Below are 18,544 nucleotides of genomic sequence, written 5' to 3'. Positions count from 1 at the left end.
CCCCGGACCTGCCCGCGGGGCCCGACCAGGCGAGAGCGGCGGGGGCGGGCGTCCGGCTGCCTTGCGGGGCCGGCACCTGCTTGCTAGGCAGGCCCGGCCGGGGATGGGGGGCGGATGCGATGGATCAGGGCGGGGTCGGTGCGGCGGAACAGGACAGCACGTTGCCGGAGACGGCCGTGACCGTGGCCGACATCCAGACCATCCAGGCGATCCTGCCGCACCGCTATCCCTTTCTCCTCGTGGACCGGGTGGAGGGGATCGAGGGCACCCGCCGGGCGCGCGGCATCAAGAACGTCACCGCCAACGAACCGCATTTCCAGGGCCACTTTCCCGGCCAGCCCATCATGCCGGGCGTCACCATCGTCGAGGCCATGGCGCAGACCGCCGGAGTCATGATCGGTGCGTCGCTGGGGCTGGGCGGCGGGGTGCTGATCTACTTCATGGCCATCGACAACGCCCGCTTCCGGCGCAAGGTCGTGCCCGGCGACCGGCTGGTGATGGATGTGGAGACGCTGCGCGGCAAGCCCGGCGGCAAGGTCTGGCGCTTCCGCGGCGAGGCGCGGGTGGACGGCGAACTGGCCGCCGAGGCCGAGTTCATGGCCATGCTGGACCTCAAGGACGCGGGATGATCGTTCATCCCACGGCTCAGGTGGACCCGGCGGCCCGGCTGGGCCGCCATGTCTCGGTTGGTCCGTTCTGCATCGTGGGCCCGGATGCCGTCCTCGAGGACGGGGTCGAGCTCAAGTCGCATGTCGTCGTCGCCGGGGACACGGTGATCGGGGCCGGCACGGTGGTCTTTCCCTTCGCCGTCCTGGGCGAGATCCCGCAGGACCTGAAATATGCCGGCGAGCGCACGCGCCTGCGCATCGGACCGCGCAACCGCATCCGCGAACATGTCACCATGAACATCGGCACGGCCGGCGGCGGCGAGACGCGGGTGGGCGAGGGCTGTCTGTTCATGGCGGGCTGCCATGTCGCGCACGACGCGCAGGTGGGCGACCGGGTCGTCGTGGCCAACAACGCGGCCATCGCCGGGCATTGCGTGATCGGCGACGACGTGGTGATCGGCGGCCTCGCGGGGATCCATCAATGGGTCCGGGTGGGGCGCGGTGCCATGATCGGCGCGCTCAGCATGGTCACGCACGACGTGATCCCCCACGGGCTCGTGCAGGGGCCGAGGGGGGAGCTGGAAGGGCTCAACCTCGTCGGACTGAAGCGCCGCGGCCACGGCCGCGAGGAGATCGCGGCCCTGCGGACGGCCTATGGGCGCCTGCGCGAGGGTGAGGGGGCCTTCCTGGACCGCGCACGCGCGCTGGCCGGAGACGATTCGCCGCTGGTGCGCGAGGTTGCGGACTTCGTGCTGGCCGGGTCGGACCGGCACTTCCTGGCGCCGCGATGACCGCCGCACCGGTCGCGCTCGTCGGGCATCCCGATCCGCTGACCTACGCGGTGGCGAGCGCGCTGCGCGCACAGGGACGCCGTTCGGTCATCTGCCGCCTGGTGACCCGCGACCCCGGCGAGGATGCCGAGGGCATCGCCTTCCGACTGGAGCATCTGGGCAGCCTGCTGCGGCGTCTGGGCGAACTGGGCGTGGAGGAGGTCTGCTTTGTCGGGGCCATCGTCCGGCCCCGGCTCGATCCCCGGCAGGTGGACGCCGCGACCCTGCCGCTCGTGCCGCGCTTGGCCGAGGCGCTGGGCAAGGGCGACGACGGCGCGCTGCGCGTCGCGCTGGCGCTCTTCGAGGAGGCGGGATTCCGCATCCGTGCCGCGCAGGACCTGGCGCCCTTCCTGCTTCCTCCGCCGGGCCTGCTCGGACGCTGCCGTCCGTCCGCCCGGCAGGAGGAGGACGCGCGCCGGGCCGAGCGCGTCCACCGGCTGATCGCGCCCGCCGATATCGGGCAGGGGGTCGTCGTGCGCGACGGGCAGGTGCTGGCCGTCGAGGCCGCGCCGGGCACGGACTGGATGCTGCGCTCGCTGGCCGGGATGGCCGAGGGGGCGGTCTTTCTCAAGGCGCCCAAGCGCGGGCAGGACCGCCGCGCCGACCTGCCCGTGATCGGCCCCGCCACGATCGAACGCGCGCGCGAGGCGCGGATCGGCGTCGTCGCCATCGAGGCCGGGGGCGTCATGGTCCTCAACCGCGAGATCACCGTCGCCGCCGCCGACGAGGCGGGCATCGTCCTCTGGGTCCGAGAGCCCGCGCCGTGAAGGTCTTCCTCGTCGCCGGAGAGCCCTCGGGCGACCGGCTGGGGGCGGCGCTGATGGCGGGCCTGCGCGCCCTGCGTCCCGACATCGCCTTCGACGGGGTGGGGGGGACCCTGATGGAGGCGCAGGGCCTCGAGTCGCGCTTTCCCATGTCGGACCTGACGGTGATGGGCCTGGCCGAGGTGCTGCCGCGCTATCCGCTGCTGCGCCGGCGGCTGGCCGAGACGGTGGCGGCGGTGCGCGCGGCGCGGCCGGACGTGCTCGTGACGGTGGACAGCCCCGATTTCGGCCTGCGCGTGGCGCGCGCCTTGCCCGGGGTGCGGCGCGTCCACTATGTCGCCCCGACCATCTGGGCCTGGCGGCCGGGGCGGGCGCGCCGGCTGCGGGGGGTGGTGGACCACCTCCTGGCCCTCTTTCCCTTCGAGCCGCCGCTCTGGGCCGCGCACGGCATCCCCTGCGACTTCGTGGGCCACCCCGCCGCGGCCGAGCCCGTGGCGACCGAGGCCGAAGCGCGCGCCTTCCGCGGCGCCTTCGGGATCGGGGACGCGCCGCTGGTCCTGGTCCTGCCCGGATCGCGGGGAGGAGAGGTCGCCCGCCTCGCCCCACGCTTCGGCGAGGCGCTGGCGCTGGCCGCGGCAGAGAGGCCGGGCCTGCGCGCGGTGCTGCCCGTGGCGCCCGGGATGGAGAGCGCCGTTGCCGCGCAGGCCGAGCGCTGGCCCCTCCGCCCCCTCCTGCTGCCGCCGCGCGCGGGCCCGCTGGCGCAGGAGACTCGGCGCGCGGCCTTCCGCGCGGCCGACGCGGCGCTCGCCGCCTCGGGCACGGTGTCGCTGGAGCTGGCGGCCGCGGGCACGCCCATGGTGATCGGCTACGACATGGCCTGGGCGACGTGGCAGGTCCTGCGGCGGATGGTGCGGCTCGAGACCGTCACCCTCGTCAACATCGTCAGCGAAACGCGCGCCGTGCCCGAGCTTCTGGGCCCCGCCTGCCGCTCGCCCGCGCTGGCCCGCGCGCTGCTGGCGGTTCTGGACGACCCCGCGGCCCAGCGCGCGGCGATGGACCTCGCCATGGAGCGGCTAGGCCGAGGGGGCGAGGCGCCGGGCCTGCGCGCCGCGCGTGCGCTCTTGGGGCGGATGGGTCAGGCGGCGGAGGCGATCCAGCCGCCGCCCAGCACGCGGCTGCCCTCGGGCGCGTAGAACACGCAGGCCTGGCCCGGCGCCACCCCCTCCTCGGGCGCGAGCAGCGTGACGGCGGCCCCGTCCCCCTCGGGCCGGACCAGCGCCGGGACCGGCTGGCGGGTCGAGCGCACGCGCGCCAGCACCTCGTGCTCGCCGTCCAGCGGCCCGTCGCCCAGCCAGTTGACCTCGCGCAGGCGGACCTTGCGCGACAGCAGCGCCTCGCGCGGGCCGACCACGACCTGCCGCCGCTCGGCATCCAGGCGTACGACGAAGAGCGGCTCCTCGAGCCCACCGAGGCCGAGGCCCCGCCGCTGGCCCACCGTGTAGCGCAGGACACCCTCGTGCCGGCCCAGCACGCGCCCGTCCAGATGGACGATCTCGCCCGGCTCGGCCGCGCCGGGGCGGAGCTTCTCGATCACCGCGGCGTAGTTGCCCGCGGGGACAAAGCAGATGTCCTGCGAATCGGGCTTGTCCGCCACCGGCAGGCCGTAGCGCGCCGCGAGCGCCCGCGTCTCGGCCTTGGAGGCGAGGCCCCCGAGGGGGAAGCGCAGAAAGGCGAGCTGCTCGCGCGTGGTCGAGAACAGGAAGTAGCTCTGGTCGCGCGCCGGATCGGCCGCGCGGTGCAGCTCGGGCCCGTGAGGGCCCATGATGCGCCGGATGTAGTGCCCGGTGGCCATGCAATCCGCGTCGAGGTCGCGCGCCACGGCGAGCAGGTCGCGGAACTTGACGCGCTCGTTGCAGCGGATGCAGGGCACGGGGGTCGCGCCGGCAAGGTAGCTGTCGGCGAATTCCTCGATCACCGCCTCGCGGAAGAGGGATTCGTAGTCGAGCACATAGTGCGGAAACCCCATCCGCTCGGCCACGCGGCGCGCGTCGTGGATGTCGCGGCCCGCGCAGCACGCGCCCTTGCGCGCCAGCGCCGCCCCGTGGTCGTAGAGCTGGAGCGTGACGCCCACGACATCATAGCCCTCGTCCTTGAGCATCGCGGCCACCACGGACGAATCGACCCCCCCCGACATGGCCACCACCACGCGGGTCTCGGACGGGGGCTTGAGCAGGCCCAGGGAATTCGGCGCGGGGTCGAGCGGCATGGCAGTAACGGACAGGGCGGAGCGCCCTAGATAGGAAAAATGCGCGCTTTTCGCAACCGCGCGGTTCACCCGTCCTTAACCCCTCCAGCCCCAGATTGCCCCGAGCCGGGATAAGGGGGTCGAGGGATGTATCTCCGCAGGGTCGAGGGGCCGCGCGCGGTGACGCTGCCCGACGGGTCCGTGATGACGCGCGCCGATCTGCCGCCAAGGGACACGCGCCGCTGGGTGGCCTCGCGCAAGGCGGCGGTGTTGCGCGCCGTCGCTGCCGGCCTGATCTCCCGCGCGACCGCGCTCGAGATGTACGGCCTGTCGGAGGAGGAATTCTCCGAATGGGAACAGGCGGTCGCGCGGCACGGCACCGGTGGGCTCAGAACCACGTGGCTGCAACGCTACAGACAACCGGAAAGAGAGACGACTCGATCATCCACAACGGTAACGGGTCGTTAACCTTTTTCTGCAAATCTGATCTCCAGAAGGGAATCACGGGAGCGGACGGGAATGCGGATCCTGCTGGTCGAAGACGACCCCACCACATCGCGCAGCATCGAACTCATGCTGACCCACGCGAACTTCAATGTCTATGCCACTGATCTGGGTGAAGAAGGTATCGATCTTGCCAAGCTCTACGATTACGATCTGATCCTTCTGGACGTGAACCTGCCGGACATGAACGGGCACGAGGTGCTGCGTCAGCTTCGCGTCGCCCGGATCGAGACCCCGATCCTGATCTTGTCCGGGGATGACGGAACCGAAAGCAAACTCAAGGGCTTCGGCTTCGGAGCGGACGACTACCTCACCAAGCCCTTCCACCGGGAGGAGCTGATCGCCCGGATCCATGCCATCATCCGGCGCTCCAAGGGCCATTCGCAGTCGGTGATCCGCACGGGGCGGATGACGGTCAACCTCGACACCAAGACGGTGGAGATCGGGGGCCAGCCCGTTCATCTGACGGGCAAGGAATACCAGATCCTGGAGCTGCTTTCCCTGCGCAAGGGCACGACGCTGACCAAGGAGATGTTTCTCAACCACCTCTACGGCGGCCTGGACGAGCCCGAGCTGAAGATCATCGACGTGTTCATCTGCAAGCTGCGCAAGAAGCTGGCCAAGGCGACCGGGGGGGAGAGCCCGATCGAGACGGTCTGGGGCCGCGGCTACGTCCTGCGCGACCCCGAACCCCTCCCGCGCGAGCAGCCGCGCATGGCCATCGGTGCCTGAGCCGCTCTCGCCGCTGGACCGCGCCGGGCCCTCGCCCTAACACTCCGGACGCAGGGCAGGGGACCAGCGATGCAGCCGGTGGAGAGCTTGACCGAGGAGGCGGCCGCGGCGGAACTGTTGCGGCTGGCCCGCCTTCTGGCCGAGGCCGATGCCGCCTATCACGGCGCCGATGCGCCCGTGATGAGCGATGCGGAGTACGACGCGCTCAAGCGCCGGAATGCGGAGATCGAGGCGCGCTTTCCGCACCTGCGCCGGCCGGATTCGCCCTCGGGGCAGGTCGGCGCGCCGCCGGCCGAGGGGTTCGGCACCGTGCGCCACCGCGTGCCGATGCTGAGCCTCGCCAACGTCTTCGACGAGGCCGGGGTGCGCGAGTTCGACGACCAGCTGCGCCGTTTCCTGCGGCTCGGACCCGAGGCGCCGCTCGCCTATGTGGCCGAACCCAAGATCGACGGCCTTTCGCTGTCCCTGCGCTACGAGGGCGGCGTCCTCGTCCAGGCGGCCACGCGGGGCGACGGGACCACGGGCGAGGACGTGACCGCCAACGCCCGCACCGTGGCCGAGATCCCCGCCACGCTGTCCGGGACCCCGCCCGACATCCTGGAGGTGCGCGGCGAGATCTACATGAGCCATGCCGATTTCGCCGCCCTGAACGCCCGCGCGGCTGCCGAGGGCAGCAAGGTCTTCGCCAATCCGCGCAATGCGGCGGCCGGCTCGCTGCGGCAGCTCGATCCGCAGGTCACGGCCTCCCGCCCCCTGCGGTTCTTCGCCTATTCCTGGGGCGACGTCTCCGAGCCGCTGGCCGACACGCAATGGGATGCGCTGCGCCGTCTGGCCGGGTTCGGCTTCCCCGTCTCCCCCCTCGCGCGGCTCTGCGAACGGGTGGACCAGCTTCTGGCCGTCTATGCCGAACTGGAGGCGGGCCGGGCGGATCTGGGCTACGACATCGATGGTGTGGTGTACAAGGTCAACGACCTCGGCCTGCAACAGCGGCTGGGCTTCCGCCACACCACGCCGCGCTGGGCCGTCGCGCACAAGTTTCCGGCCGAGACTGCCTGGACCCGCCTCCTGGCGATCGACATCAATGTGGGGCGGACCGGCACGCTGGCGCCCCTGGCCCGGCTCGAGCCGATCACGGTGGGCGGCGTGGTCGTGTCGAACGCGACCCTGCACAACGAGGACTACATTGCCGGACGATCGGCCGCGACGGGCGAGCCGATCCGGGGGGGGCGCGACCTGCGGGTGGGCGACTGGGTCAAGGTCCGCCGCGCCGGCGACGTGATCCCGCAGATCGTGGACGTGGACCTGTCACGCCGCCCCCCCGAGGCCGTGCCCTTTGTCTTCCCGACCGTCTGCCCCCGTTGCGGCTCGGATGCGGTGCGCGAGCCGGGCGACGCGGTTCGCCGCTGCACGGGAGGGCTCGGCTGCCCCGCGCAGGCCATGGAGAAGCTCAAGCATTTCGTGTCGCGCAAGGCCTTCGACATCGAAGGGTTCGGCGCCAAGCAGGTGGAGATGTTCTTCGACGATCCCCTGCTCCCCGTGCGGGAGCCGGCCGACATCTTCACGATGGAAGAACGCGACGCCCGAAACCCCGAGCGGCTGCGCGACCGCTTCCGCTATGGCGAGCAATCGGCCGCCAACCTGTTCCGGGCCATCGCGTCGCGCCGGCGCATCCCCCTGGCCCGGCTCATCTTCGCCCTCGGCATCCGGCATGTGGGCGAGGCGACGGCCCAGCTTCTGGCCCGGCATTACGGCAGCTGGGAGGCGTTCGAGTCCGCCATGACCGCTGCAACCGTCGGAGAGGGCCCGGAATGGGAGGCGCTGACCGGCATCGACGGCGTAGGGCCGGTCGTGGCGGCCTCCCTGGTCAACGCCTTCCATCAGGAGGCCGAGCGCGCGGTCATCGACCGGCTGATCCCTCACCTGACGATCCTGCCGCCCAACCGCCCGGTGGGAACCGGAACGCTGGCGGGCCGGACGATCGTCTTCACCGGCACGCTCGAGCGCATGACGCGGGCCGAGGCCAAGGCGCGGGCCGAGGCGGCCGGCGCGCGTGTGGCCGGATCGGTCTCGGCGCGCACGGACCTGGTGGTTGCCGGCCCCGGTGCGGGCTCCAAGGTGCGCGAGGCAGAGCGGCTCGGGGTCAGGGTGATCGACGAAGCGGAGTGGCTCGACCTGCTCGGGGGCGCATGACCGGGGGGGCGCAGGACGCTGCGGAGGGGCGCCCGCCGATCCTCTGGCCGCTGTTCGTTCCTGTCGAGCGCCTGCGCGGCGTGGGTCCCAAGACGGCCCGGATCCTCGAGCGGACAGGGCTGCCGCGGCTTCGCGACCTTCTGCTCACCTTGCCCACCGGGGTCGTGGACCGCCGCCTGCGGTCCGGCCTGGCCGGTCTGACCCTGCCGACGACGGCCACGCTGCAGGTGACGGTGGAGCGGCACCGCCCCCCCTCCGGGCGGGGCCGCCCCCATGTGGTCACGGTCAGCGACGGGGCGGGCGGCTTTCAGATCGTGTTCTTTCATGCGCCGGCGGACTGGCCTGCGAGGGCGCTGCCGCTGGGCGCCCGGCGTGTGGTGTCCGGCCGCATCGACCTGCACGACGGCGTCGCCCGCATGGTGCATCCCGATCATATCCTCCCCGAGGAGGAGCGGCATCGCATTCCCGACTTCGAGCCGGTCTATCCCCTCGCCGCCGGGCTCACGCAGAAGGTCATGGCGCGGGCGGTGGCCGCCGCGCTCGAGGCGGTCCAGCCGCTGCCGGAATGGGCGGACCCGACCCTCGTCGCGCAGGAAGGATGGCCGCGCTGGCACGAGGCGATCACCGCGGCCCACCGGCCCGCGGACGACCGGGCGCTGAGGCCGGATCATCCGGCGCGGCGCCGTCTGGCCTATGACGAGGTGCTGGCCCATCAGATCACCCTGGCGCTGGCACGGGGACGCGCGCGGCGGGCGCGCGGACGGGCCAGCCGGGGGGACGGAGGCCTGCGCGCCCGGGTGCTTGCCGCCTTGCCCTATGCGCCCACGGCCGCCCAGCTCCGCGCCCTGGCCGAGATCGAGGCCGATATGGCCGCGCCGCGGCGCATGAACCGCCTGCTGCAGGGCGATGTCGGCTCGGGCAAGACGCTGGTGGCCTTTCTGGCGCTGCTGATCGCGGCCGAGGCCGGGGGGCAGGGGGCGCTGATGGCCCCCACCTCGATCCTGGCCCAGCAGCATCTCGAGGGGCTGCGACCCCTCGCCGCGCAGGCGGGCGTTGCAATCGACATCCTGACAGGTCGCGACAAGGGAGCGGTGCGGGCAGCCAAGCTCGAGGCGCTGGCGGCGGGACGGACCGCGATCCTGGTCGGAACGCATGCCCTGTTCCAGGAGGACGTGGCCTTTGCCGACCTGCGGCTGGCCGTCGTGGACGAACAGCACCGCTTCGGCGTCGCGCAGCGGATGGAACTGGGGCGCAAGGGACGCGCGGTGGACACGCTGGTGATGACGGCGACGCCGATCCCGCGCTCCCTCGCCTTGGCCCAGTACGGGGACATGGATCTGTCGGTGCTCGACGAGAAGCCGCCGGGGCGCAAGCCGGTGCGCACGGCCCTGGTCTCCACCGAGCGGATGGACGAGGTGATCGACCGCCTGCGCCGCGCGCTCGATGAGGGGCGGCAGGCCTACTGGGTCTGTCCGCTGGTCGAGGAATCGGACCTGTCCGACCTCGGCGCCGCCGAGGAGCGGTTCCGCGCCCTGCGCCGCATCCTCGGCGACCGGGTGGGGCTGGTCCACGGACGGCTGCCCCCGGCCGAGAAGGATGCCGCGATGGCCGCCTTTGTCGAGGGGCGGACGCAGCTTCTGGTCGCCACGACGGTGATCGAGGTGGGTGTCAACGTGCCCTCCGCGACCGTGATGGTGGTGGAGGGAGCGCAGAGCTTCGGCCTCGCCCAGCTGCACCAGCTGCGCGGACGCGTGGGACGCGGCGAGGGCGAATCCACCTGCCTGCTCCTCTACGAGCCGCCCCTGGGCGAGACGGCGCGCCGGCGGCTGACGCTTCTGCGAGAGACGGAAGACGGCTTTCGCCTTGCGGAGGAAGATCTGGCCATCCGCGGCGCGGGCGACCTGATCGGCACCGCCCAGTCCGGCCTGCCGCGGTTCCGCATCGCGGACCTGGAACGGCAGGCTGACCTGTTCCAGATCGCGCAGAGCGATGCGCGCCGGCTCCTCGCCGAGGACCCGCGGCTGGAGAGCCCGCGGGGTCAGGCGGCACGGCTGCTCCTGTGGTGGATGGAGCAGGACAGGGCGATTCGCCTGATGGAGGTGGGGTAGGGCGGTGGTCATGGATCACACCATGGCACCCAGACCTTAAGATCCGGTTAACGCGCCTGTTCGTGGAATGTTCTTGACCTCCTCGTGCTCTTGTGAGAACAAAGGGGCAACAGGGCACAGCACAGCCAAGAGGGGTCAGACGATGAAACCGACGCTTCCGCTTCTTCTGACCGAACTGCCTGGGGCGCTGGCGCTTGTCGTCCTTCTGGTGGCGGCGCTCTTCCTGCCGGCCCTGATCTGAGTCTTTGCCCGCGTGCCTCCGGGGCCGATCCCGCCGTGTCTGTCCCGCGGCGACGCCCATCGGTCTGTCCGATCCTCAGGCGCGCGCCCTCGGCCGCTGCATCCGACGGATGCAGCGGTCTTTTTGCCTGTCCGGTGAAGTCAGGCGCTTGGGACGGCTGCGCAGGCGGCCTCGGCCGCGTCCAGCGTCGCTTCCAGCGCCAGAAGGACCGATGCGTGGCGGTTGGGATGGTCGCGCGCGGGCAGCAGCGCCTCGAATCCATGCCAGGGAGGGGGCGGGATCGGGCCCCCCTCGCGCAGCATGGCCCGCAGGGCCGCCACCCCCTGGCGCAGGTCGTCCGCGCTCCGCCCGGGCGCCGCCGCGCCGACCACGGCCGCAGCGGCCTGTCCCAGGGCGCAGGCGCGCACCTCCTGCGCGAAATCGGCGATGCGCCCGCCTTCCAGCCGCACGTCCACCACCACCGTCGATCCGCAGGTGGGCGAGCGCCGGCGGCCGGTGCCGTGCGGCGAGGCGAGGCGTCCCAGACGCGGGATGTTCGCCGCCAGCGCCAGCAGCCGGTCGGAATACAGAAGAAGAAGGTCGCGGTCCGCCATGTCCTGCCTTTGCGCCTGCCTCCGGCTTCCCCTAGATAGGCGTCCGCCGTGACCCTGCCAACGGAGATCGCATGCCCGACCTGTCCACGCTCCGGTTCGATGCGAACGGCCTCGTGCCGGCCATTGCGCAGGACCACCGGACGGGCGAGGTGCTGATGCTCGCCTGGATGAACGAGGAGGCGCTGCGCCGCACCCTCGAGACGGGGGACGTCACCTACTGGTCGCGCTCGCGCCAAGCGTTCTGGGTCAAGGGCGAGACGTCGGGCCACCGCCAGCGGCTGGTCGAGGCGCGGGCCGATTGCGACGGCGACGCGCTGCTGCTGCGGGTCGAACAGACGGGGCCCGCCTGCCACACGGGTGCCCGAAGCTGCTTCTTCCGCCCCCTCGGCCCCTAGGCGCCGACCATCCGGCGGATGTCGGCGGGGGTCGCGCCCGCCTCGCGGTAGCGGGCGATCGCCTCGGCATCCTCGCGCTTGGCGAGACGGCGCCCCGTCGCGTCGCGGATCAGCCGGTGGTGGAGGTAGCGCGGCACCGGCAGGCCCAGCAGGTGCTGGAGCAGGACATGGACCGGCGTCGCCTCGCGCAGGTCCTCGCCCCGCGTCACCAGCGTGACGCCGCTCGCCGCATCGTCCACCACCACCGCAAGGTGATAGGACGTGCCGAAATCCCGCCGTGCGAGGACCACGTCCCCCGCCCCGCGCAGCAGCGCCGCGGGATCGAGCGTCCGGGTCCCCGCTCCCTCCTCCTCCCAGCGGAGCGGCGGGGCTTCCTCCAGCGCGCGGCCCATGTCGAGGCGCAGCGCCACGCCGTCGGGCAGGGGGCCCGTGCGCGGGCGTCCCCGGCAGGTGCCCGGATACACGACGCCGTCCGGCCCCACGAGAGGCGCCCCTTCCTGCGGGGCCGAGGCCGCGGCCAGGATGTCGCGCCGCGCGCAGGTACAGGGATAGAGCAGCCCCCGGTCCCACAGCCGGGACAGGGCCGCGCGGTAGAGGGGCAGGCGCGCGGACTGGCGCAGCGGCGGCTCGTCCCAGCGCAGGCCCAGCCACAGCAGGTCCGCCTCGGCCGCCCGTTCCCATTCGGGGCGCGAGCGCGCGCGGTCGATGTCCTCCCAGCGCAGCAGGAACGCGCCGCCGGCCGCGCGGGCGGCGTCGTGGGCCACGATGGCGGCATAGGCGTGCCCCAGATGCAGCGGCCCGGTGGGCGAGGGGGCAAAGCGGGTCCGGACCGGCGCTGCGCTCACTCCGCCGCCCGCGCCGCCCCCGGCCCCGCAGCCAGCCATGCGGTCCAGGCGGCCTTGGCGCGATCGGTATAGCCCTTGTAGCGGTCGGCCCGCCCCCGGCGGCCGCCGCGTGCCTCCTCCAGCGGGGGAAAGAGGCCGAAATTGACGTTCATCGGCTGGAAGGTCCGGGCATCCGCCCCCCCGGTGATGTGGGCGAGCAGCGCGCCTGTCGCCGTCTCGGGCGGGGGCGGCTCCGGCGCCTCGCCTCGCGCCTCGGCCGCAGCGAGCCGGCCGGCGAGCAGGCCCATCGCCCCGCTCTCGACGTAGCCCTCGACGCCCGTGATCTGGCCGGCAAAGCGGAGATGGGGCCGCGCCCGCAGCCGCATCCGCCCGTCGAGCAGCGCGGGCGAGTTGATGAAGGTGTTGCGATGGATGCCCCCCAGCCGCGCGAACGAGGCATGGGCCAGGCCGGGGATGGTGCGGAACACCTCCACCTGCGCACCGTGGCGCATCTTGGTCTGAAAGCCCACCATGTTGAACAGCGTGCCCAGCGCGTTGTCCTGGCGCAGCTGGACCACGGCATGGGGCTTCTCGTGCGGGCGATGGGGGTTGGTCAGGCCCACGGGCTTCATCGGCCCGTGGCGCAGCGTGTCGCGCCCGCGCTCGGCCATCACCTCGATGGGCAGGCAGCCGTCGAAATAGCCCGCCGTCTCGCCCTCGCGGAACTCGGTCTTGGGCGCGGCGAGCAGCGCGTCCACGAAGGCCTCGTACTCCTCGCGCGTCAGGGGGCAGTTGATGTAGGCGCGCCGCTCGTCCTCGGTCTCGCCCTTGTCGTAGCGCGACTGGCGCCAGCAGATGTCCATGTCGATGCTGTCGGCATGGACGATGGGGGCGATGGCGTCGAAGAAGGCGAGGTGCTCGGCCCCCGTCGCGGCGCGAATCGACTCGGCCAGCGCGCCCGAGGTCAGAGGCCCCGTGGCGATGATCCAGCGCCCCCCTTCGGGCAGGGCGGTGATCTCCTCCTCGCGCAGCTCGATCAGGGGATGGGCGCGGACGGCCTCGGTCACGGCGGCCGAGAAGCCGTCGCGGTCCACCGCCAGGGCGCCGCCCGCCGGCAGGCGGTGGCGGTCGGCCATCTCCATCAGGAGCGAGCCCGCCGCCCGCATCTCCCAGTGGAGCAGGCCCACCGCGTTGCGCTCGTGGTCGTCCGAGCGGAACGAGTTGGAGCACACCATCTCGGCCAGGTCGCCCGTGCGGTGGGCAAAGGTGCCGGTCCGGGGGCGCATCTCGTGGATGACGGCCCGAACGCCGGCCCGGGCGCAGGCCCAGGCCGCCTCCACCCCCGCCATGCCGCCGCCGACGATGTGGACGGGTTCGATCATGCGCCGGGGTCTAGCGCGCCCGGCGGAAAACGCAACGGCGCCGCCGTTCAGAAGCCGGGGATGACCGAAAACACGCTGCGCGAGCCGAAGGTGGTCCCGCCCCGCGGCCCGATTGCGATTCGCGCGCCCACGGTCACATAGGTCTCGCCGAAGCCCTCCGTCGAGAAGCGGCCGAGTTCTCCATAGACGGTCGGACCGAAGCCCAGCGCGTAATCCCCGCCGAAGGCGACGCGGGTGGCGTCCAGATCGCCGCTCAGATGGCCGGCAAAGCCGGTCACCCCGAAATCCCCCAGGCCGTAGCGTCCTTCGGCCAGAAGGAGCATCCCCGTCCCGTCCTCCGAATCGACATAGCCCAGCGCGCCCTGCACCTCCGCCCCCGCCAGGTCGGTCGCGGCTTCCACCCCGTAGAGGTTGGCCCCGTCGCCGTCGAAGGAATCGCGGCCGTAGAAGCCCCCGACCGTCGCCCATCCCATAAGGTCGCCGAAGGCATGCAGCGTGAGGTTGCGGCCATCCGTGTCGAAGGCGCGCCAGCCGTGGAACGAGAAGTCGGCCGCAGCCCCGAACCCGTCCCAGATCCCGAATTCCACCGCGCCGCGATACTGCGTCTCGCCGAAGCTGCGGTCCTCCGTGAAGGCCAGAAATTCGGCCGAGATCTCGGCGCCCCGGAAGTCCTGCGCCACGGCGCCCGTCGCCAGGCTCCAACCGATTGCCGCCGCCGCGGCCGCGTGCCGGATCGTCATGCTCGTGCCCTCATGTCCCGGGCGGCCTTGGTCGGCCGCGTCTTGTGGATGACCTATCCTGTCCCCCCGGCGGGCCCGATGGCAACCCCGTTTCGGGCGCTGGGCGGCTGGCCGCCGGAAAAAGGGGCCGCGCGGTCGATGACCGGCGGCCCAGCGGCCAGGACGGAGGCCGGCAGTCAGAACAGACGCGCCCAGCCTCCGCGATGCAGGGCGAAGTCCCCACCCCCGCAGCAGACCGGGGGCAGGGCGAATCCGAGAACCAGGATGGCGACAAGGGGCGCCGGGCCGTGCGGATCGAGCGGCAGCGCCAGAAAGACGAGCGCGAAGGCCAGCACGACCCCCACGCTCGCCGCCACGCGCGTGCGGATGCCGAAGACGAGCCACACCGCCACCGTGGCCAGCAATCCGCGCAGGAGCGGCGTCAGCCCGGCGACATCAGCCCGCTCCGCCCCGCCGAGCAAGCCTGGCACCGCCAGGACCACCAGCAACCCGGCAAGGATCAGACGGAACACCAGAAGCATCAGCGACATGCCGGCCATGATCGAACGGGTCCTCCCTGGTGCGGATCGCCTCTCGGTTGCAGGGATGCGGCCACGATCTGCCGCAGCGGGCAACGGGCCTGCGCGGCAAGGGCGGTCTTGCAGGAAACGGCGTGGCGCCGGTGCGACGCCCTAGCGTCGGGCTTGCGCAGCGAAGGCGTCCTCGATCCAGCCCAGCACTGCCTGCAGCGCGGGATCGCTGCGGCGGCTCTCGTGATACGCGACCCAGAATTCCTGAACCCAGACCGTCTCGGGGCGATCGGACACGAGCGGGCGGAGCGGGGCGCTCTGCCGGGCGAGCGTCTCTGGCAGGGGGGCGGGCAGGCCGGTCCGCAGCATCGCCTCGCGCACGGCGTTGAAGCTCTGGAACCGCAGGACGGGCGGCCGGCCGAACCGCTCCAGCCCCATCCGGTGATGCGGCAGATCGTCATAGCCGTCGGTCAGGCCGATCCAGTCGGACCCTTCGGGTTCGGTGGTGCCGTAGAGACGCACGACGGTGCTGCCGACCTTGCGGGTGCGCAGCCGCCCCCCTTCGGGCGGGCCGAGCCGGATCACCAGGTCATGCTCGCCCAGCCCTTCGCCTTGGGCGCGGTAGGCCACGGTCAGATCGACCCGCGACAGCCGGCCACCATCCGGCGACAGGGCCGGCAGAAGCACCCCGTGGATCACCGAGGACAGGGCGCCCAGCCGGATCCGGGCACGCTCCGGCCCCCGCTTGCCCTCGAGCGCGTTGACCTCGGCCGCCAGGCGGCCCTCGAAGGCCATGGCGGCATCGATCAGGCGCAGGGCGGCATCGCTCGGCCGCCAGCCTTCGGGGGTGCGGGCGAAGGCTTCGACCCCGAGCGAACCGGCAAGCCTGTCGAGACGGCGCGACACCGTCGCGACGTTGGTGCCCAGCAGACGCGGGGCCCCCGTCATGCTGCCCGCCTTGGCCACCGCCAGCAGGAAGCGCAGATCGTCCCAGTTGTCGACGCCCATCATTACCGTCCGGTCCCGCCCCGCAGGGCAGGGACATCGGGATACAACGGCTGGTTGACCGATCGGTTCCCCGCTTTCTCACAGGGAAGCGTCACCATTCGACCGGTCGGCGACCTTTGCCACCGAAACCACCGCTTCGCTGCCCGTGTCGAACACCCTGACCCCGCCGGCCGGCCGGGAGCGGAAGGGGATCCCCTCCACCGGCACGCGGATGGACTGGCCCCCGTCGGTGACGAGCATCACTTCGTCCGAGAGATCCACGGGAAAGGCCGCGACAATGGCGCCGGTCTCGCGTCCGCGCCGCTCGCTCAGGTCCATGGCGATGACGCCCTGGCCGCCCCGGCCGCGCACCGGATAGTCGTGCGAGGAGGTCAGCTTGCCCAGCCCGCGCGCCGTCACCGTCAGGATCAGGTCCTCCGCGGCCGACATGGCGGCATAGCGCTCCTGGCTGATGGAGGCGGCCTCGACCTCCTCCTCGTCGGGCCCGGCGCCGGCGGACTCCTCCTCCGTGTCGCCCATGACCGCGCGTCGCATCTTGAGATAGGCGGCGCGCTCCTCGGGAGTGGCCTCGAAGTGACGGATCACGGCCATGGACACCACATGGTCGGATGCATCGCGGAGCGCGATGCCGCGCACCCCGGTCGAATCGCGGCCCTTGAACACCCGCACGTCGGTGGTGCGGAAGCGGATCGCCCGGCCGTGGTCGGTGACGAGCAGGACGTCATCCTCCTCCGAGCAGATGGAGGCGTTGACCAGGGTCACCCCCTCGGGCAGGCGCATGGCGATCTTGCCGTTGCGCATGACGTTGACGAAGTCCGAGAGCCGGTTGCGCCGGACATCGCCGGTCGAGGTGGCAAAGACGATCTGCAGTTCGTCCCAGTGATCCTCGGGCCGGTCCACCGCGACGATGGCCGCGACCGTGGTGCCCTGGGCGATGGGCAAGAGGTTGACGATGGCCTTGCCCTTGGCGTTGCGCCCCGCCAGCGGCAGCCGCCAGCACTTGAGCTTGTAGACCATCCCGTCGGTGGTGAAGAACAGAAGCGGCGTGTGCGTGTCGGCCACGAACAGGCGCGTCACCACGTCCTCTTCCTTGGTCTGCATCGAGGCGAGCCCCTTGCCGCCCCGCCGCTGCGAGCGGAACTCGGACAGCGGGGTGCGCTTGATCCAGCCGCCCTGCGTCACGGTCACGACCATGTCCTCGCGCTCGATCAGGTCCTCGTCCTCGAGGTCGCCCGCCCAGTCAGCGATCTCCGTCCGCCGTGGGACGGCGAACAGGTCGCGCACCTCGCGCAGCTCGTCCGCGATGATGCCCAGGATGCGCTCGCGCGAGGCGAGGATGGCGAGAAAGTCGCTGATCTTCGCGGCCAGCGCCTCCAGCTCGTCGGTGACCTCCTGCACGCCCAGCTGCGTCAGCCGCTGCAGCCGCAGGTCCAGGATGGCGCGGGCCTGCGCGTCCGACAGGTTGTAGGTCCCGTCCTCGTTGAGCGGGTGCAGCGGGTCGTCGATCAGCCGGATGAAGGGCGCGATCTCGTGCGCGGGCCAGCGGCGCTGCATCAGCCGCTCGCGCGCCTCGGCCGCGTCGGCCGAGGAGCGGATCGTCTGCACCACCTCGTCCACGTTCGACACCGCGACGGCCAGTCCGCACAGGATGTGGCTGCGCTCGCGCGCCTTGCGCAGCTCGTGCGCGGTGCGCCGCGCCACCACCTCCTCGCGGAAGCTCAGGAACGCGGTCAGGAACCCCCGCAGCGTCAGCGTCTCGGGCCGCCCGCCGTTGAGCGCGAGCATGTTGCAGCCGAACGAGGTCTGCATCGGCGTGAAGCGCCACAGCTGGTTCAGCACCACCTCGGGCGTGGCGTCGCGCTTGAGCTCGATCACCACGCGCACGCCGTGGCGGTCGCTCTCGTCCTGGACATGGGCGATCCCCTCGATGCGCTTGTCGCGCACGGCCTCGCCGATCTTCTCGATCATGGCGGCCTTGTTGACCTGATAGGGGATCTCGTCCACGACGATGGCGGTGCGGCCGCGGATCTCCTCCGTGTGGGTCCGCGCGCGCAGGATCACCGACCCGCGCCCCTCCAGATAGGCCTTGCGCGCCCCCGACCGGCCCAGCATCACCCCGCCTGTGGGAAAGTCCGGGCCCGGCACGTACTGGATCAGGTCCTCCGAGGACAGGTCGGGCTGCTCGATCAGCGCCAGGCAGGCCTCCACCACCTCGCCGAGGTTGTGCGGCGGGATGTTGGTCGCCATGCCGACAGCGATGCCCCCCGCGCCGTTGACCAGCATGTTGGGAAAGCGTGCGGGCAGGACCGTGGGCTCGCGGTCCTTGCCGTCGTAATTGTCCTGGAAGTCGACCGTGTCCTTGTCGATGTCGGCGAGCAGGAAGGCCGCCGGGCGGGCCATGCGCACCTCGGTATAGCGCATGGCCGCCGCCGCGTCCCCGTCCATCGAGCCGAAATTGCCCTGCCCGTCGAGCAGCGGCAGCGACATGGAGAAGTCCTGCGCCATCCGCACCAGCGCCTCGTAGATCGCGCTGTCGCCGTGGGGGTGGTATTTCCCCATCACGTCGCCCACGGGCCGCGCGCTCTTGCGATAAGGCTTGTCGTGCGTGTTGCCCGTCTCGTGCATGGCATAGAGGATGCGCCGGTGCACGGGCTTGAGGCCGTCGCGCAGGTCCGGGATCGCCCGGCTGACGATGACGCTCATCGCATAGTCGAGATAGGAGGACTTCATCTCCTGCTCGATCGACACGGTCGGGTGATGACCGGAAAGCGGGCGCTCCGCGTCCGGCGCGGGTGTGTCGGGCGTGTCGCTCATGCGGGGGGCCTGTCCCTAGATCTTGGTGACCCGTCCTATATAGGCACAGAAGGCTGG

17 protein-coding genes are annotated in these 18,544 nt (G+C 71.9%); 9 read left to right on the top strand and 8 right to left on the bottom strand.

Annotated elements, in window-relative coordinates:
• Positions 1–119 precede the first annotated feature (119 nt).
• From fabZ to lpxB, 4 genes are read left to right on the top strand one after another with little or no spacing between them, the layout of a single operon-like run.
• On the top strand, positions 120–629 hold the full coding sequence (gene fabZ, locus GT358_RS09040) for a 3-hydroxyacyl-ACP dehydratase FabZ (protein WP_166582286.1): 510 nt from the start codon (positions 120–122) through the stop codon (positions 627–629).
• Complete coding sequence (lpxA, locus tag GT358_RS09035; RefSeq protein ID WP_166582285.1) at positions 626–1,399, top strand: acyl-ACP--UDP-N-acetylglucosamine O-acyltransferase; 774 nt, start codon at positions 626–628, stop codon at positions 1,397–1,399. Before fabZ ends, lpxA begins: the two co-directional genes overlap by 4 nt.
• Positions 1,396–2,205, top strand: coding sequence for an LpxI family protein (locus GT358_RS09030; RefSeq protein ID WP_166582284.1), 810 nt, complete (start codon positions 1,396–1,398; stop codon positions 2,203–2,205). The genes lpxA and GT358_RS09030 overlap by 4 nt, the downstream gene beginning before the upstream one ends.
• Positions 2,202–3,395, top strand: coding sequence for a lipid-A-disaccharide synthase (gene lpxB / locus GT358_RS09025; RefSeq protein ID WP_166582283.1), 1,194 nt, complete (start codon positions 2,202–2,204; stop codon positions 3,393–3,395). The genes GT358_RS09030 and lpxB overlap by 4 nt, the downstream gene beginning before the upstream one ends.
• Here lpxB and mnmA read toward each other — a convergent pair.
• Positions 3,338–4,468, bottom strand: coding sequence for a tRNA 2-thiouridine(34) synthase MnmA (gene mnmA / locus GT358_RS09020; RefSeq protein WP_166582282.1), 1,131 nt, complete (start codon positions 4,466–4,468; stop codon positions 3,338–3,340). The two genes, lpxB and mnmA, sit on opposite strands and share 58 nt — an antisense overlap.
• 126 nt (positions 4,469–4,594) lie before the next feature.
• On the opposite strand from mnmA, the gene GT358_RS09015 reads away from it, so the two are divergent.
• The 4 genes from GT358_RS09015 (at position 4,595) to recG (ending at position 9,981) form a co-directional block, all read left to right on the top strand.
• Positions 4,595–4,915 (top strand): DUF1153 domain-containing protein, encoded by a 321-nt coding sequence (locus GT358_RS09015; RefSeq protein WP_166582281.1) that lies wholly within the window; start codon positions 4,595–4,597, stop codon positions 4,913–4,915.
• Between the two features lie 51 nt (positions 4,916–4,966).
• The gene (gene ctrA / locus GT358_RS09010) at positions 4,967–5,683 is read left to right on the top strand and encodes a response regulator transcription factor CtrA (RefSeq protein WP_166582280.1); all 717 of its coding nucleotides are present in this window, start codon (positions 4,967–4,969) and stop codon (positions 5,681–5,683) included.
• Between the two features lie 69 nt (positions 5,684–5,752).
• A complete protein-coding gene (gene ligA / locus GT358_RS09005; RefSeq protein WP_166582279.1) occupies positions 5,753–7,873 on the top strand; it encodes an NAD-dependent DNA ligase LigA in 2,121 nt (706 codons plus the stop codon).
• Positions 7,870–9,981, top strand: coding sequence for an ATP-dependent DNA helicase RecG (recG, locus tag GT358_RS09000; RefSeq protein ID WP_166582278.1), 2,112 nt, complete (start codon positions 7,870–7,872; stop codon positions 9,979–9,981). The genes ligA and recG overlap by 4 nt, the downstream gene beginning before the upstream one ends.
• Before the next feature lie 381 nt (positions 9,982–10,362).
• Here recG and GT358_RS08995 read toward each other — a convergent pair whose 3' ends face one another.
• Complete coding sequence (locus GT358_RS08995; RefSeq protein WP_166582277.1) at positions 10,363–10,815, bottom strand: iron-sulfur cluster assembly scaffold protein; 453 nt, start codon at positions 10,813–10,815, stop codon at positions 10,363–10,365.
• A 71-nt stretch (positions 10,816–10,886) separates the two neighbouring features.
• Here GT358_RS08995 and hisI point away from each other — a divergent pair, with 71 nt between their 5' ends.
• Positions 10,887–11,210, top strand: a complete 324-nt coding sequence (gene hisI, locus GT358_RS08990) for a phosphoribosyl-AMP cyclohydrolase (RefSeq protein WP_166582276.1) — start codon at positions 10,887–10,889, stop codon at positions 11,208–11,210.
• Here the strand turns inward: hisI and gluQRS are convergent.
• The 6 genes from gluQRS to gyrA all read right to left on the bottom strand — a co-directional run bounded on the left by gluQRS (position 11,207) and on the right by gyrA (position 18,487).
• Complete coding sequence (gluQRS, locus tag GT358_RS08985; RefSeq protein WP_166582275.1) at positions 11,207–12,094, bottom strand: tRNA glutamyl-Q(34) synthetase GluQRS; 888 nt, start codon at positions 12,092–12,094, stop codon at positions 11,207–11,209. The genes hisI and gluQRS overlap by 4 nt on opposite strands.
• Positions 12,052–13,416, bottom strand: a complete 1,365-nt coding sequence (gene trmFO / locus GT358_RS08980) for a methylenetetrahydrofolate--tRNA-(uracil(54)-C(5))-methyltransferase (FADH(2)-oxidizing) TrmFO (RefSeq protein ID WP_166582274.1) — start codon at positions 13,414–13,416, stop codon at positions 12,052–12,054. Before trmFO ends, gluQRS begins: the two co-directional genes overlap by 43 nt.
• A 47-nt stretch (positions 13,417–13,463) precedes the next feature.
• Positions 13,464–14,156, bottom strand: a complete 693-nt coding sequence (locus tag GT358_RS08975; protein WP_166582273.1) for a hypothetical protein — start codon at positions 14,154–14,156, stop codon at positions 13,464–13,466.
• A 176-nt stretch (positions 14,157–14,332) separates the two neighbouring features.
• Positions 14,333–14,695: a hypothetical protein gene (locus tag GT358_RS08970; protein WP_166582272.1), complete on the bottom strand. Its 363-nt coding sequence runs from the start codon at positions 14,693–14,695 to the stop codon at positions 14,333–14,335.
• 132 nt (positions 14,696–14,827) lie between these two features.
• The gene (locus tag GT358_RS08965) at positions 14,828–15,676 is read right to left on the bottom strand and encodes a LysR family transcriptional regulator (protein ID WP_166582271.1); all 849 of its coding nucleotides are present in this window, start codon (positions 15,674–15,676) and stop codon (positions 14,828–14,830) included.
• Positions 15,677–15,751: 75 nt separating this feature from the next.
• Positions 15,752–18,487, bottom strand: coding sequence for a DNA gyrase subunit A (gene gyrA / locus GT358_RS08960; protein ID WP_166582270.1), 2,736 nt, complete (start codon positions 18,485–18,487; stop codon positions 15,752–15,754).
• Positions 18,488–18,544: the final 57 nt, after the last annotated feature.

Origin of the sequence: Rubellimicrobium sp. CFH 75288 (assembly GCF_009904055.1) — a bacterium.
In the GTDB taxonomy this organism is placed as follows: domain Bacteria; phylum Pseudomonadota; class Alphaproteobacteria; order Rhodobacterales; family Rhodobacteraceae; genus Rubellimicrobium.
Note: the sequence above shows the minus strand (reverse complement) of the source record. Positions and strands in the feature narration are given on the sequence as shown.